The sequence below is a fragment of the Kitasatospora purpeofusca genome, from assembly GCF_036010405.1.
GTDB classification, from domain to species: Bacteria; Actinomycetota; Actinomycetes; order Streptomycetales; family Streptomycetaceae; genus Kitasatospora; species Kitasatospora purpeofusca.
The window spans coordinates 2,826,845-2,841,176 of record NZ_CP108561.1; the positions used below are offsets into that span (position 1 = coordinate 2,826,845).

Below are 14,332 nucleotides of genomic sequence, written 5' to 3' on the forward strand. Positions count from 1 at the left end.
ACCTTGAAACGCCGAGGTCAGTGGCCAACTGCCGCCCGACCGGGTCCTGGCTCAACTCCTGTGGTTCTGTGGCAGCAGGTGTCGCTGCTGGATAAGGAATCGCTACGCCAAGGCCGTCCCGCTACCGTGTCCCGGAACGGGAAAGCGCGCATTCCCTCAGGCTGCGGTGCCGTGGCAGAGCGGCCCATTGCGATCGACGTGGGCGAGGTCCCGCTCACGTCGACTGACGGAGACGGACGGGCCTGTCCCTATCTGTCCGCGGGTTCGAATCCCGTCGGCACCGCAGCCGACCCTGGAACTTGTCCAACGCCTCTATTGCAGCGCCGGTGCAGGTCCACAGCGAGCGATTGGGGCCCGCGCGTCTCCTTCGCCGGGCAACTCGAACCAAAACCCGGAACCCGGCCCACGGGAACGCGGGCCCTTCGTCCCACCATCCTGCGTGGGAAGTCGGCGTATCCGACTTCCCACGCAGGCGCCCAAAGCCACAATCCGTCCCCGCCCACCGCAACACCGGTGGGGCGGGGCCAACCCCGCGTGTGCGGGGAGCAGGTCGACGGCACGCCGGTCATCGACATCGCGCCGGGGCCAACCCCGCGTGTGCGGGGAGCAGCTCGTACCGGCTGCGCCCCGCGTCGATGCCGCCGGGGCCAACCCCGCATGCGGGGAGCAGCAGCCCAGTTCGGGCTCTCCCTGGTGCTCTTCAGGGCCAACCCCGCATGCGGGGAGCAGACTTCGTGACCTGCGCGTTCAGACAACAAGGGAGCCGGATGTCGCAACTTCTTGAAATTCGGACATCTGGCGCATCCCCTTCATCGCCATCACTACCTCGGAAGCCTACGCCCCCGAACTACCCCGCCCGGCCGGTCGAGTTGGCCTCGGCGGGCCGGGCCTCACCAACCAGCTCACCTCACGCAGCCGGTTCGCCGAGCCGCACCCCCGTGAAAGCCAGCAGGCGGTGCCACGCGTCCGCGCACACATCGCCCCAGTCCTCCTCGCTGTCGTCGAAGAACGAGTGCGGGGCGCCCTCGTACACCTTCATCTCGTACTCCTTGCCCGCGCGCTCAAGACCGGCCGTGAACTCCGCGAACTCCTCCCGCGTCGTCACCACGTCCTCGCCCGCCAGGAGCATCAGCAGCGGTGCCGTCAGCTGCTCCGTCCGGTCGCCGAAGAAGCGCGGCACTCCGTAGAAGCCCGCCGCGCCGGACAGGCCGAGGTCGGTGGTGGCCAGGCGCCAGGAGTAGGAGCCGCCGAGGCAGAAGCCGACGCCGAACACCGGGGCGTCGCTCCACTCGCGCAGCTTGCTCAGCGCCGCCGCCGCGTCGGCCTCGACGTGGGCGGGCTCCAGCAGGGGCATGTGGACCGCCCAGTCGAAGTCGGCGTCCCTGGGGGTCAGGCCGGCCGAGCGGCCGTAGAAGTCGAAGGCCATGACGTGGAACCCGGCCTCGGCGAAGCGGCGGGCGAGGTCCTCGTAGAAGGGGTGCAGGCCGCGCCGGTCCGGGAGCAGCAGGATGCTGCGGCCGTTGGGGACGCTCGGGGCGGCGCGGAAGGCGTTGAGCCGGTTGCCGTCGGCCGCGGTGATCTCCAGCCGGCCCTCCTCGGCGACCGCCCCGGTGACGACGGGGGCGGCGGGCGGGCGGCTGTCGGTGGGGTGGCACATGGGTTGTCCCTGAGTAGGTGGGGCGGTGCGGGAGCCCGGGGCCCCCTCGAACACGTCCCAGCCTGTCGGGGCCGCGCCCGACCGCCCAGGCCCCGCTGATACGGGTACTGCCAGGGCCACCCTCGGCACTGGCTGTCCGGCACCGGTCATACTGGCCCGCATGGACGATCACCATGATTTCGGGGACTTCCTCCAGGCCCGCCGGGCGCTGATCACCCCGCAGAGCGCCGGGCTGCGCGGCGGCGGACGGCGGCGGGTGCCGGGTCTGCGGCGCGAGGAGTTGGCGCAGTTGGCGGGGATCAGCGTCGAGTACTACCAGCGGTTGGAACAGGGCCGGGCGAAGCACCCGTCCGACGAAGTCCTCGACGCCCTCGCCGAGGTGCTCCGCCTGGACCGGGTGGAGCGCGAGCACCTGCACCGCCTCGCCCGTCCGGGACGAAAGGTCCACCCCAGCAGTGGGCCCGAGTCGGACCAGGTGGTGGCGGCCCGCCCGGAACTGGTGCGGCTGCTGGAGCACGTGCGGGTCCCGGCGATGGTGCTGAGCGACCGCCTGGACGTCCTCGCGCTGAACCCGGTCGCCAAGCGGCTGTTCGTCCACGGGGCGTCCGCCGCGCCGGGCAGCTGGAACCTGGCCGTGTTCCTCTTCCTCGCCCCGGAGGCCCGGGAGTTCTACGTCGAGTGGGACCGGCTCGCCGCCGACACGGTGGGCCAGCTCCGCGCCACCGCCGGCCGCCACCCCGAGGACCGTCGACTCGCCCGGCTGATCGACCGCTTGCGGGCGGAGAGCGACACCTTCCAACGGCTCTGGTCCCGCGCGGACGTCGAGGTCCGCACCCATGGCACCAAGAGCTTCCGCCACCCGGCCGTGGGGACGCTCACCTTCACCTACGAGACCCTCGACCTCTCCGGCCCGGAACGCCAGCGCCTGGTGACCCTCACCCCGGTCCCGAACGACCCGACCGAGGCCGCCCTGCACCTCCTCACCACCTGGGCCACGGACTCGACGGTCCCGGCCGCCCGCCAACCCCAGGACGCCTGAACAGCAAGACACGACTGCGCGCGCTCAGTGCGGCATCGCCGCCAGCGCCGTGCGCGCGACCTCGGCCGCCTGCGCCTCGCAGCTCTCAGCCGGGTGGTCCGGCCCGCCCAGGCCCACCCAAAGCCAGACGTTGCCGTCCCGGACGGCGAGCGAGCAGCTCTCGCCCCGGCCGGGCTCGTCCCAGAACGCGTCGTCCCCCACGCCGATGCCGGGGGCGTTCCGCTTGCCCTTGGCGAAGTCGCCGAAGTCCTTCCGCTGCACCCGGGTGCCGTTGTCGCTGCCGGAGGTGCGCCGGATCTTCCAGGTCACGGTGGCGGCCGCGGTCTGCTCCCAGTAACGGGCGCCGTCGACCGCGAGGTACGAGCCGTACCAGGCGCACTGGGTCTCGGCGTTGGTGGTCTGCTCGAAGTAGCGGTCGTACTCCGTCCGGCGCTGCTCGGCGGGCAGCGGCAGTTGGGGGGCCGCCTCCGAACAGATCGGCGCCTTCAGGTACTTGTCCGCGGCGGCCGGGCCGGTACCCGCTCCCCCGCCGTTCGGATCGTGCAGCAGCAGGTATCCGCCGCCGCCGAAACCGGCCAGCGCGAGCACGACGGTGGTCACCAGGGCGGTGGGCCGACGGCGCCGACGGGGCGGGTCCGGTGCGGGTGCCGACGTAGGGTCGACCGCAGCGCGAGCGTCACCGGAACCGGTGGCCGAAGCGTCCAGGACGGTGCGCAGCGCAGTCGGTTCGGGCTGAACAACGACGACCTCCGGCGCGACCGCGCGCAGCACCAGGGTGCGGCCGGGATCGGCCAGCAGCCGGTCGACCTCCGCCTGCTGCGCGGCGATCATCGTGTGCACCGCGGCGGGCCAGCGCCGGGCGGCCGGGGCGACCGGGCCGAGGAGTTCGAGCAGCCGGGCCGGAGTCGGCCGCGCGGCCGGGTCCTTGACCAGGCAGGCTTCCAGGAACGGGCGCGTTTCCGGCGCGACGCCGCCGAGGTCCGGCTCGCTGTGCACGATGTTGTAGAGGGTGCGCAGGGCGGACGCCCCCTCGAACGGGCTGCGTCCGCTCAGGGCCAGCGCCAGCAGGGAGGCGAGCGAGAACACGTCGCTCGCCGGGGTCAGGGCCCGCCCCTCCGCCTGCTCGGGGGACATGAACGCGGGCGAACCGATCACCCCGCCGGTGTGGGTGAGTTCGGCGTCCTCCTCGACCGCGCGGGCGATCCCGAAGTCGATCACCCGCACGCCGTCCTCGGCGAGCAGGACGTTCCCCGGCTTGAGGTCGCGGTGGATGAGCCCCGCCCGGTGGATCTCCACCAGGGCCGTCGCCAGGCCGACCGCGAGCCCGTGCACGGCGTCCGAGGGCAGCGGCCCGCCGGACTCCACCGCGTCCGCCAGCGACGGGCCGACCACGAACACCGAGGCCAGCCAGGGCGTCACCGCCTCCACGTCGGCGTCCATCACGGCCGCCGTGTAGGCGCCGGACACGCGGCGGGAGGCCGCGACCTCGCGCCGGAACCTGGCCCGGAACGCGTCATCGGCGGCGAACCGTTCATGCACCTGCTTGACGGCCACCAGCCGCCCGTCCGGGCCCGCACCCAGCAGCACCCGGCCCATCCCGCCGCGGCCGAGCTCGGCCAAGACCCGGTACGGGCCGACCTCGGCCGGATCGGACTCCCGGCGCGGCCGCATCGAGCTCCCCGAGGGGCTCGCGGGCCCCGTCACTTGAACGCCGGTGTGGTGGCGGACATGTCCGGGGACGCGCCGTTCGCCGTCACGTACTTCGCCAGCTCCACCGCCGACACGGCGAGCGTCCTGGTCGTCTCCTCGCACTGGCCCTTCGGGTAGGCGGCGCCCCTCACCGCGAGGAACACGTACAGGTTGACGTCCCGGACGTAGAGCACGCAGTTGTCCTCGTGGAGAGACTTCGCCGGAAGCCAGAACGCCTCCTCCGCATAGCCGGGGTCCGCCACGCGTGTGTGACCACCGATGTAGAGGCCCTCGTAGTGCTCCTTCGCCCGCACGGCACCGCTCACGCCGCCGGGGACATTCGGGAAGACGTCCCAGACGATGCTGATCTGGTCACCGCTGCGGGTGTTCCACTCGCAGGACTTCTCCGGGGCCTTCCCGTACGTGTCCGTGTACTCCCAGGTCCCGGGATTGCCCCACGGCAGCGAGAACTCCGGTGGTGCCGTCACCCTGCGGGCGTCCACGCAGGTCGGCACCGCCGGCGCGTACTTGTCCTTGACCTGCGCGAGCGGGACGTTCCCGGGTGTGGGCACCGCCTCCGGGCGCAGGGATTCCAGGTCCACCACCCCGGTGGCGACCAGCCCGCCCGCGACTCCGGCGAGCGCCAGCACCGTCGCGCCCACCGCCAGCGCGATCCTCCTGCCGCGTCGGCGCCGACGAACGGGCGCGGGCTGCGGCACGGTCGGAGGCGGCAGCACGGGCGCGGGCTGCGGCGCCGTCCGCGTGGGCACCGACGCGACGACGGACGGCGCACCGCCCCCCATCAGCCGGGCGACCTCCGCCCGCTGCACCGCGAGCAGACCGTGCACCGCCTCGGGCCACGGCCGGGCCGCGGGCGTGATCCTCCCCAGCGCCGCGAGCACCGCGTGCGGGGTCGGCCGGGCCGCCGGATCCTTCGCCAGGCACGCCGCGACCAACGGCCGCAGGCCCACCGGAACCCCACTCAGCTCCGGCTCGGCGTGCAGGACGGCGAACAGGACCCGCGGCAACGACTCCCCGGCGAAGGCGGGGCGACCGGCACAGGCCACCGCGAGCGTCGCACCGAGCGAGAACACGTCACTGGCGGGCGTCAGTTCACGGCCCTCCACCTGCTCGGGCGACATGAAGCCGGGCGAACCGATCATCGCACCGGTGCGGGTCAGCTTGGTGTCCTGGCCCTCGGCCGCCCTGGCGATCCCGAAGTCGATCACCCGTACGCCGTCCTCGGCGAGCAGCACGTTGGAGGGCTTGAGGTCACGATGGATCAACCCGGCCCCGTGCACATCGATCAGCGCCTGCGCCAGTCCGGCCGCCAACCGGCGCGCCGACTCCTCCGGCAACGCCCCGACCGCCCGCAACGCCTCGTTCAACGCCGGTCCCAGCACGAACTGCGAGGCCAGCCAGGGCGTCTCGGCCTCCGGATCGGCAGCGATCACAGCCGCCGTGTACGCACCCGAGACCCGCCGCGAAGCCTCCACCTCACGCCGGAAGCGCACCCGGAACCCGTCGTCCCCGGCGAACTCGGCGTGCACCTGCTTCACCGCCGCCGGCCGCCCGTCCGGCGCGACCCCCAGCAGCACCCGGCCCATCCCACCCTGCCCGAGCACCGCCAGCACCCTGAACGGCCCCACCTGCGCGGGACCGTACGGCCCTAGACCTTCCACGTTGACATGCCCCCCACCGCCAGCATGCGACGGATCATACCGATGCCCCACCACCGGCACCGCAGGCCCACCCGACCCCACCCGCACGGGGAACAGCCGACTCACCAGCGACTTGCGGTGCCAGAGGAGGAACCGTCCCCGCGTGTGCGGGGAGCAGCAAGGTGCAAACGCGTTACCTCAGCAAATTACCGAGAGCAATCGCCTCCACCCATCTGAGCCACTATCCAACTACCTCTTGCCACAAGGGGGTTGTCCCCCGCCGCAACACGGGAGCCAGCCCGACCGCCGAACGGGCGTACACACACGTAGCTTGGGCCGTATGAGAAACACGCCGTGCTCGCCGCGCTGGACACGGCCCCCTGCCCGCCCCGGACGCAAGGGCGCAAGGAGGCAAGGCGGCGCGGAGGCAAGGAAGGGTGGCGCAGGAAGTCGGCGGGATCGACTTCCTGCGCCACCGCGGCCCCTCCCCGGTCGATCCTGACCCTCCGGAGTCGGGCCGGTCGGGTTACGTGACGGCGTCGGCGGGTTTCGTGACGGACTCGGGCGCCCGGTCCCTGCCCCGGGCGCGGTAGGCGCGGGAGCGGCAGCGGGATGAGCAGTAGGTGGGCGGCCTGCCGTTCGGGCGCTGCTGCTGGGCGAGCGACGCACCGCAGGCGGGGCAGCGGGCTTCGACGGCGGGATCCGCGGATTCGGACGCGCATGCGGGCTCTGACGCGCATGTGGGCGCGGGCGCGTCCGGGGAGGGCTTCGGTGCCGGTGCCGGGTGGGCGGTCAGCCCCCGGCGTTCGGCGAAAACACCGGCCTGGAACCGGCTGTGCGCCCCGAGTCCCTCCAGGATCTCCGAGACGTGCCGCCGGCAGGTGCGCAGCGAGATCCCGAGCCGCCGCGCGATCGACTCGTCCTTGAGCCCCTTGGCGAGCAGGACGAGGATGCTCTGCTTCACGGTCACGGCGATGTCGTGCGCGGCCTGCGGTCCGGTCGCGAAAGGGGTGGCGTTCTCCCAGTCCCGTGCGAAGACGTCCAGCAGGTAGGCCAGCAGGTCGGGCTCCCGGATGACGAGCGCGCCGCCGGAGCGGGCCGGGAGCAGCGCCAGCGCCCCGTCCACGATGATCATCTGGGGCAGCACCTCGGGCAGGGTGCGGACCTCGGCGCCCGCGCCGATGAGCTGTTCCGCGTGCATCCGGGTCGGCTGGTCGAAGCGGGTGGCGTGCTGGTAGAGGCTGCGCATCCGGATGCCCCGGCCGAGCAGGGCCAGGTCCCGGGGCAGTGCCTCGCGCAGCGCGGCCGGTGGGAAGGAGCCGCCGTGCTTGGAGACCAGGACCTCGCTGCGGCAGGAGTCGATGACGTCGCAGAGCAGCGCGCGGACGGCGAACTTGTCCGGCAGGTGGTCGATGGTGCCCTGCGGGAAGGCGTGCTGACGCGCCTGGAGGTAGACGGGCACCAGCGCCGCCAGGCCGTCGCGCTCCTGCTGGATGCGTCGGCGCTGGGCGCGCAGGGCCTCCTCCTGGGCGCGGAGGGCGGTGTCGCGGTCGGACAGCAGTTGCGCGGTGGCGGCCTGGGGGCTCACCGGCTGCCAGCCGACGGGCTCCGAACCGGCGGGCCCCGGACCGGCCGATCGGCCGTCATCGGGGACGACGGCGGGAACGGCGGCGGGAACGGCCTGGAGGAGACAGGCCTCGGTGAGGGCCGCTAGCGCCCGCCGGCAGTCCGGCTCGCCGATCCCGGTCTCGGCGGCGGCCTGCGCCAGGGTGGCCGGGGTCAGCCGCCCGTGGACGACCGTCCAGCGGTAGAGCGTGACGGCCACGCTGTCGACGCCGGGAATCGTGGCCGCGGCGTCGGCCGCCTGTTCGGTCTCGGCTTCCATCGCATGCCTCCTAAAAGTGCCTGGCAGGCTCATGATCCCTGGCGAACGGTGCCCGGACCATCCGCCGACTGGCAGGGTGATGACCACGGCCGGGGCGGCGCTCCAGAGGGTGGTGGGGACCGGCCGGCATTGGACCGAGGGCTATTTCACGGGAGTTGACGTCATGCGCGGAATCGTGGTGCGGACACTGGTCGCGGTCGTGCTGGGGACCGGCGCGTGGTGGGGCGGCGCGGCCGCCGCCCTCGCGGCCGACTCCGGCCCCGGACCGGCGGTCACCGCCGCCCCCGGCAGCGCCCACCACGGCACCCGCGACGGCAAGCCCGCCGATGACGGCAAGCCCGGAAACGCCGACAAGCCCGGCAAGCCCGACAAGCCCGGCAAGCCCGGCAAGCCCGGCAAGCTCGGCGACCTCGGCGACCTCCTGGACCTCGACGGCCGCGGCGGAAACGGCGGCGGTCACTCCGACCGGCAGTGCACCGTGACGACCGCCTGGGGCGACTCGTGGTGCCCACGCAAGCCGCTCGACTAGAGCCACCCGGGAGACCGGGTGAGGGGGCGACGGGTGCCATCCGTCGCCGGTTGGGTGGATGCGGGCCCGACCCCGGTCTCGGCGCCGACCAGGCGCACAGCACGCGCACCACGCACATCACGCACATCGCGCGCAGCGCACACATCACACCCCGGGGCGCACGGAGACAACGCCCCGGGCACCCTTCGACGAGAGGAACACCATGACCTTCGGCATGCGCGGAATCCCGGTCCGCAGACTGGCCGCCACCCTGGGGGCCGCCGTCGCCCTGGTGGCGGTCGCCACCGGCGCCGCGAGCGCCCAGACGAACGACTACCGCGTCTACGGCGGCCACTACGGGACGTACGCCCAGTGCAACCAGGCCGGTTCGCTCAGCATCGCGCTGGGCCTGTACAGCCGCTTCGAGTGCAACCCGAACAACCTCGGCACCAGCTTCGACCTCTGGTACGTCGAGTGACCGCCGCGCCGAACCGCCGCTGACTCCGCGGCCGCCCGCCGGCCACCCCCTCCCCCTCCAGGCCCTCCTCACCCTCCAGGCCCTCCTCCCCATCCCCGAAGGGATTACTTGTCATGCCCACGATAGCTAACCGGGCCCGCTGGACCGCCTCGGCCGCCCTCCTCACCGCCCTCCTCGGCGGTGCGGCCGCTCTCGCCCCGGCCGCCCAGGCCGCCCCCGCCGCGCCGTCGTCCACCACCGTCGCGGCGGCTCCCGCCACCGGCGCCGTCACCATCCAGGAGGCCGCCCGCAGCACCGGCGTCTCCTTCCACAACAGCACCCTCCAGCAGTTGCAGCGCACCGACTCCGGCCTCGCCCACGGCTGCTGGTCCCGCGACGGCCTGCCGCAGGACGCGATCGCCAAGACCGTCACCGCCACCTGGAAGAGCGAGTCCTGCGGCTTCGCCACCGGCACCGAGGGCTACACCGTCTACCGCTTCGCGGGCGACTCGAACAAGACGGTCACCATCCGCTGGAACAACCCCTACTCCGGCCGCAACTCCTACAGCTGCGACGCCCCCTCGGGCTACCGGTGCGACTGGTCGGGCGGCAGCGGCAACAACGCCAACGTGGCCTTCACCCTGACCGGCGGCCCCTCCGCCTTCGCGGCGAAGACCGCCGCCGACACCGACCTGACCGCTGCCGTCACCCCCGTCCGCAGCGTCAAGGTCAACGTCTACAACTACTCCGGCGCCCTGCTCGGCCGGATCGGCGCCGGCCTGGACGGCGGCATCTGGACCGGCAACAGCTTGCCCCCGTCGGCCATCAACAACGGCGACCGGGCCCGCTGGCAGAGCGAGTCCGAAGGGTTCGCCACCGGCACCCAGGGCAGCGCCGAGTACCTGCTCTCCGGCGGCGGCAAGGTCACCTTCCGCTGGAACAACCCCTTCGCCGGCTCCAACAGCTACAGCTGCGAGGTCCCGCCCGGCCACAGCTGCGCCACCGCCGGCGGCGGCGGCAAGAACGCCGAAGTGAGCTTCACCGTCAACTGAGCCCCGGCCTCCCCGTCGCCCTCACAACCCGAAGGAATCCCCATGCGCAGGACACTCACCGCCGCCCTCCTCTGCCTCCCCCTGCTCGCCGGCGTGGCACCGGCCGCCCAAGCCGTCGCGCCGCAGCCCGGCGCCGGCCAGGTCTCGATCCTCCAGGTCCCCGTCCACACCATCAACTGGGACCTGCGGAGCGGCAACACGAACGACCTCCGCAACTCGTACACCCAGATGATCCGGTCGATCCACAACATCGGTCCGATCATCAGCGGGAACGGCGGCGAGGGCACCGTCTGGGAGACCCCGCGCACCAACGAGGTCATCGCCGTCAACGTCCAGTTCACGAGCGGCAACTCCGCCCGGACGCTCACCTTCTACCTCACCGCCGACAACCTCTACCTGCGCGGCTTCTCCACCGGAAACGCCGGGGTGGTCGTCCAGTTCGCCAACGAGCCCGACGCGCCCTACGACCTGGGCCAGGCCCTGGGTCGCAACGCCACCCGGCTCAACTTCAACGGCCGCTACGGCGGCAACCACAGCCTGGAGCACTCGGACACCCGGCGCCAGGTGTCGGTCAGCCGGGCGAGCCTGAACAACGCGATGAGTGAACTGTGGAACTACGCGGCCAACGTCCGCACCGACCTCGACATCCGCGGCTCCCTCGTCACCGCGATCGCCGTCCTCGCCGAGGCGAGCCGCTTCCGCAACATCGAGGCGCGGGTCAACCAGGGCCTCGGCGGCGAAGCCCAGCTGAACGCCCAGGAAGCCGCCGAGGAGAACGACTGGAGCCGTGGCTCCGGCTACATGTACCGGGCCCGCAACAACAACACCACGCCCTCGGTCCGACTGGGCGGCGTCGATCTGCACGGCTTCGCCCACGGCGCCGGCTACATGTCGATGCTCAACAGCAACACGCACTGACCGGCACCGCGCGGCGACCGGCCACCGCCCGTGACGCGGCCCCTCGGAGTGCGCTCCGAGGGGCCGCGCCGTCGGTTCGCGAACCCGGCGTCAGCTGGTGGCGATCGAGGTGTCGTCGATCACGAAGCTCGTCTGCAGCGAGGAGTCCTCGGTGCCGTTGAACTTGATCGTCACCGACTGGCCCGCGTAGGCGGACAGGTCGAAGGTGCGCAGCTGGTAGCCCGCGGCCGCGTCGGCATTGGAGTAGGTCTTCAGCGTGGTGCCGTTGGCCTGGACCGTCAGCTTGTCGTACGCCGTGGTGCCGGACTCGCCGGTGTCGATGTGCAGGTAGAAGCTCAGGGTCGCCTTGCAGCCGGCCGGGACGGTGACCGTCTGCGAGAGGCTGTCGGTGTGGGTGGAGCCGTAGCCGTTCAGCCACGACTTCCAGGTGCCACCGTGCGGGGCCTGCGAGGAGGAGTTGTCGACGACGCCGCTGGAGGTGGTCCACGGCGCGGCCGTGCCGGTCTCGAAGCCCGCGTTGCCGAGCAGCTGCGCCGGGGTGCAGGTGCCGCCACCGCCGCCGGAGACCACCCAGGTGAAGCTGGTGCTACCGGTCTTGTTCGCCGCGTCCTTCGCCGTCACGGTGACGTTGTAGGTGCCCGCGGTGCTCGCGGTGCCGCTGATGACACCGGTGGAGGCGTTGATCGACAGACCGGCCGGCAGGCCCGTCGCCGAGTAGGTGTAGGGGGTCGAGCCGCCGCTCGCCGTGATCTTGAGGTTGGCCGAACCGCCCACCGCCGTCGACTGGTTGCCCGGGTTGGCGACCGAGACGGAACCGCTGCCCGCGGGCTTCGTCAGCAGGCAGCCGCTGACGTTGAGGTCGATGACCCGGCCGTTGCCCAGGCAGGTGGTGAACCAGTAGGTCTCCTGGCCGTAGCTCTGGCCCTGGTGCACCGTGGTGGTGCCGTCGGCGGCGACCTCGCACGGGTTGTTGAGGGTGCACATCTGGCCGTCGTCGTTGCCGGTGTTGTTGATGCCGACGACCTTGCGGGTAGCGGCGTCGACGATCGGCGAGCCGGAGGTGCCGTGCGTGGTGTTGCAGCCGGCGCTGTAGCGGATCGAGTCGCGCCAGCTCCAGGCGTCCTCGCGCAGGTCGGTGAAGCCGTTGACGGAGCAGTTCCAGGTCTGCTTCCAGTAGGACGACGGTATGTACATCGCCGAACCGTCGACCGGGTGGGTGTCGTTGATGGTCAGCGCGGTGGCACCGAACTTCGAGGTGATCGACCCGAAGGTGTCGGTGAGCTGGTACAGCGCGACGTCCGTGCCGGTCATCGTCGCGTACAGCACCTTGTCGGCCTGCACGGTGCCGAGCGAGCCGCCGGAGGCGTTGAGCAGGGTGCCGCTGCGGCTGGCGGTCTGGTTCTGGATGACCTGGCCGGCGGGGGGCATGGTCGGCAGGCAGTGGCCGTTGGTGAGCATCAGGGCCCGGTCGGTGTCGACCGACGAGGGGTAACGCACCAGCGAGGCCGAGCAGTTGCTCAGCGCGATGGTGGACGCCAGGTCACCGGCCTGTACCGCCTGCGCGGGGGCGACTGCCACGGAGGTGAGGACCCCGGCGATGACAGCGCTCGCGGCGGACGCGGCGGCAAGTCTCTTGAGCATGGCTCTCCTTGTGGGGGATGCGGGGCGTACGACCGGTTGCGGACGCCCGCGCCGCACGAAAGTGCCATGGTCACCTCAATCGGTCAACCGATCGGGCAGAAGTCACACCCGCGAATCCACCCGAGCCACCATCAACCGGCCACCTGCCACCATCGGGTGAATGTTCGCCGGTCGGCGTGATGATCCGACCGGAGGCGGATTCTCGCCCTAGGCTGGCCACGATCGCGGGCCGCCGACGGGTAGCCCGCCGGACAGCCTGTCGAACGGCCCGTTGAACAGCCGTGCCGGCAAGGCGGAGGAGTGGAGCACAACGTGAGTGCCGCGCAGGCGAGGCCCGGCGACTACAGCCAGGTGCCCAACCCCGAGCACGCCCTGAAGTACGCCATCCGACACATCGCGGGTGAGCGGGTCGAGATCGTCGAAGGAGTCATCACACCGGTGTCGCCGTCCTGGGCCCACGAGAGCGCCGTCGACCTCATCCGGGAGCAGATCGGCCCCCGCCTGCGGGAGCTGGGGCTCCGGGCCGGGTCGGGAAACCTGGACCTCCCCGGCACGGAGAACTTCTACGTCCCGGACCTCGCCGTGGTGCCCGCCGGGCTGGCCAAGACCGAAGGGGCCCTGGTGCCGGACCAGACCCTCCTGGTGGTCGAGGTGACATCCCCGTCCAACGCGGAGACGGACAGGACGGCCAAGCGGCGCCGCTACTCGCAGTACGGGGCTCCGGTCTACCTCCTGGTGGACCGCCAGGAACGGACGTGCACGCTGTTCTCCCAGCCGGGACAGCTCGGCTACACGCTCGTCGAGGGACCGCACCCGTTCGGAGCGGAGGTACGGCTTCCGGAGCCGCTGGACGTCGCACTGGACACGACCGAGTTCTGACGGCACCGAGGCCCCCCGCACGACCGGATCACCACCTGCCGGGGCGGGGGGTCAGCGCAGGTCGAGGACCGGGCGGGTGGAGAGGCAGTCGACGAGGTCCTCGCCCTCCTCGCCGTAGACGTAGGCCGCGAGGTCGGGGTGGCGGTTGGCCGTGGCGAGCGGGAGCCAGGACAGGAAGGTGCCGTAGCCGCCGCAGACGGACTCGCCGCCGTCGCCGCCGTGGATCAGGCCGGGCTCGGCGGTGATCTCGGAGCGGTAGGTGTCGTGCGCGATGAGCAGGCCGAAGGCGTTCGGGCCGGCGTGCGGGCCGGTGTCGTCGCCGTACGGGATGCGGTCGAGCGGGCACTCGTCGCCCCAGCGGAACAGGGTGCGGGCGCCGGCGCCGCAGGCGTGCTCCCACTCGTCGGGCGTCGGCAGCCGGAGGCCCTCGCGGGCGAGGAGGGCCGGCATGTCGGCGGGTGCCTCCTCGATCGGCTCGTCCTCGACGGCCATGAGCAGGGTCGGCACGGTGACCGTCCGGAGCGGGCTGAGCACCCGGGCGAGGTGGGCGTGCGCGTCCTCGTCGCCGAAGCCCTGCTCGACGCTCTCCTCCCGGTAGCCGGCGAGGAGTTCGGCGGACGGCCGCCAGGACGCCACGTCGAAGCCGACGGTGACCCGGCCGCCCGGTATCAGCGCGAACATCCGCCCGCCGCGCTCGACCAGCACCCGGTGCAGTGGCGCCCCCAGGTGCTCGACCGTCTCGACCCGCTCCAGCCGCCCGCCCGCGCCGCCGGCGGCCTGGGCGGCGATCCGGGTGGCGGCGGCGAGGTCGAGCCTGCGCCAGGCGGCGAAGGTGAGGGCGGCGAGCGGTTCTGGTGCCATGACGGGAGTGTGGCATGGGCCACTGACAATTGACCGGGAGTGGACGGCGGCCGGTGCCTCGCCCGCACCGACCCCGCGGCCCCGA

12 protein-coding genes and 1 tRNA gene are annotated in these 14,332 nt (G+C 72.4%); 7 read left to right on the forward strand and 6 right to left on the reverse strand.

The genetic code is table 11. The annotated features are described in order from the left end of the window. The first annotated feature begins 165 nt into the window (after positions 1 to 165). A tRNA-Arg gene (locus OG715_RS12135) sits at positions 166 to 283 on the forward strand. Positions 284 to 907: 624 nt separating this feature from the next. Here OG715_RS12135 and OG715_RS12140 read toward each other — a convergent pair. Next, positions 908 to 1,657 carry a dienelactone hydrolase family protein gene (locus OG715_RS12140; RefSeq protein ID WP_266268676.1) on the reverse strand — a complete coding sequence of 250 codons (750 nt, stop codon included), beginning with the start codon at positions 1,655 to 1,657 and terminating at the stop codon, positions 908 to 910. A 160-nt stretch (positions 1,658 to 1,817) separates the two neighbouring features. On the opposite strand from OG715_RS12140, the gene OG715_RS12145 reads away from it, so the two are divergent. Next, a complete protein-coding gene (locus tag OG715_RS12145; protein WP_266268677.1) occupies positions 1,818 to 2,696 on the forward strand; it encodes a helix-turn-helix transcriptional regulator in 879 nt (292 codons plus the stop codon). Between the two features lie 24 nt (positions 2,697 to 2,720). On the opposite strand, the gene OG715_RS12150 is transcribed toward OG715_RS12145, so the two are convergent. The 3 genes from OG715_RS12150 to OG715_RS12160 all read right to left on the reverse strand — a co-directional run bounded on the left by OG715_RS12150 (position 2,721) and on the right by OG715_RS12160 (position 7,931). Then, a complete protein-coding gene (locus OG715_RS12150; RefSeq protein WP_266268678.1) occupies positions 2,721 to 4,367 on the reverse strand; it encodes a serine/threonine-protein kinase in 1,647 nt (548 codons plus the stop codon). Positions 4,368 to 4,396: 29 nt separating this feature from the next. Next, positions 4,397 to 6,034, reverse strand: a complete 1,638-nt coding sequence (locus tag OG715_RS12155; protein WP_266268679.1) for a serine/threonine-protein kinase — start codon at positions 6,032 to 6,034, stop codon at positions 4,397 to 4,399. A gap of 538 nt (positions 6,035 to 6,572) precedes the next feature. Further along, a complete protein-coding gene (locus tag OG715_RS12160; protein WP_266268680.1) occupies positions 6,573 to 7,931 on the reverse strand; it encodes a helix-turn-helix transcriptional regulator in 1,359 nt (452 codons plus the stop codon). 163 nt (positions 7,932 to 8,094) lie between these two features. Here OG715_RS12160 and OG715_RS12165 point away from each other — a divergent pair, with 163 nt between their 5' ends. The 4 genes from OG715_RS12165 to OG715_RS12180 all read left to right on the forward strand — a co-directional run bounded on the left by OG715_RS12165 (position 8,095) and on the right by OG715_RS12180 (position 10,866). Continuing rightward, positions 8,095 to 8,460, forward strand: coding sequence for a hypothetical protein (locus tag OG715_RS12165; RefSeq protein WP_266268682.1), 366 nt, complete (start codon positions 8,095 to 8,097; stop codon positions 8,458 to 8,460). A 214-nt stretch (positions 8,461 to 8,674) separates the two neighbouring features. Then, complete coding sequence (locus OG715_RS12170) at positions 8,675 to 8,917, forward strand: hypothetical protein (RefSeq protein ID WP_266268683.1); 243 nt, start codon at positions 8,675 to 8,677, stop codon at positions 8,915 to 8,917. A 113-nt stretch (positions 8,918 to 9,030) separates the two neighbouring features. Beyond that, complete coding sequence (locus tag OG715_RS12175) at positions 9,031 to 9,948, forward strand: aegerolysin family protein (protein ID WP_266268684.1); 918 nt, start codon at positions 9,031 to 9,033, stop codon at positions 9,946 to 9,948. A gap of 42 nt (positions 9,949 to 9,990) precedes the next feature. Beyond that, complete coding sequence (locus OG715_RS12180; RefSeq protein WP_266268686.1) at positions 9,991 to 10,866, forward strand: ribosome-inactivating family protein; 876 nt, start codon at positions 9,991 to 9,993, stop codon at positions 10,864 to 10,866. A gap of 90 nt (positions 10,867 to 10,956) precedes the next feature. Here OG715_RS12180 and OG715_RS12185 read toward each other — a convergent pair whose 3' ends face one another. Further along, positions 10,957 to 12,507, reverse strand: a complete 1,551-nt coding sequence (locus tag OG715_RS12185) for a putative Ig domain-containing protein (protein WP_323182114.1) — start codon at positions 12,505 to 12,507, stop codon at positions 10,957 to 10,959. Positions 12,508 to 12,819: 312 nt separating this feature from the next. Between OG715_RS12185 and OG715_RS12190 the strand changes: the two genes are divergently transcribed. Then, positions 12,820 to 13,386 carry a Uma2 family endonuclease gene (locus tag OG715_RS12190; RefSeq protein WP_266268687.1) on the forward strand — a complete coding sequence of 189 codons (567 nt, stop codon included), beginning with the start codon at positions 12,820 to 12,822 and terminating at the stop codon, positions 13,384 to 13,386. A gap of 51 nt (positions 13,387 to 13,437) precedes the next feature. On the opposite strand, the gene OG715_RS12195 is transcribed toward OG715_RS12190, so the two are convergent. Continuing rightward, entirely contained in the window at positions 13,438 to 14,247 is an 810-nt protein-coding gene (locus OG715_RS12195) for a hypothetical protein (protein WP_266268688.1), read from the reverse strand. Between the last annotated feature and the right edge of the window lie 85 nt (positions 14,248 to 14,332).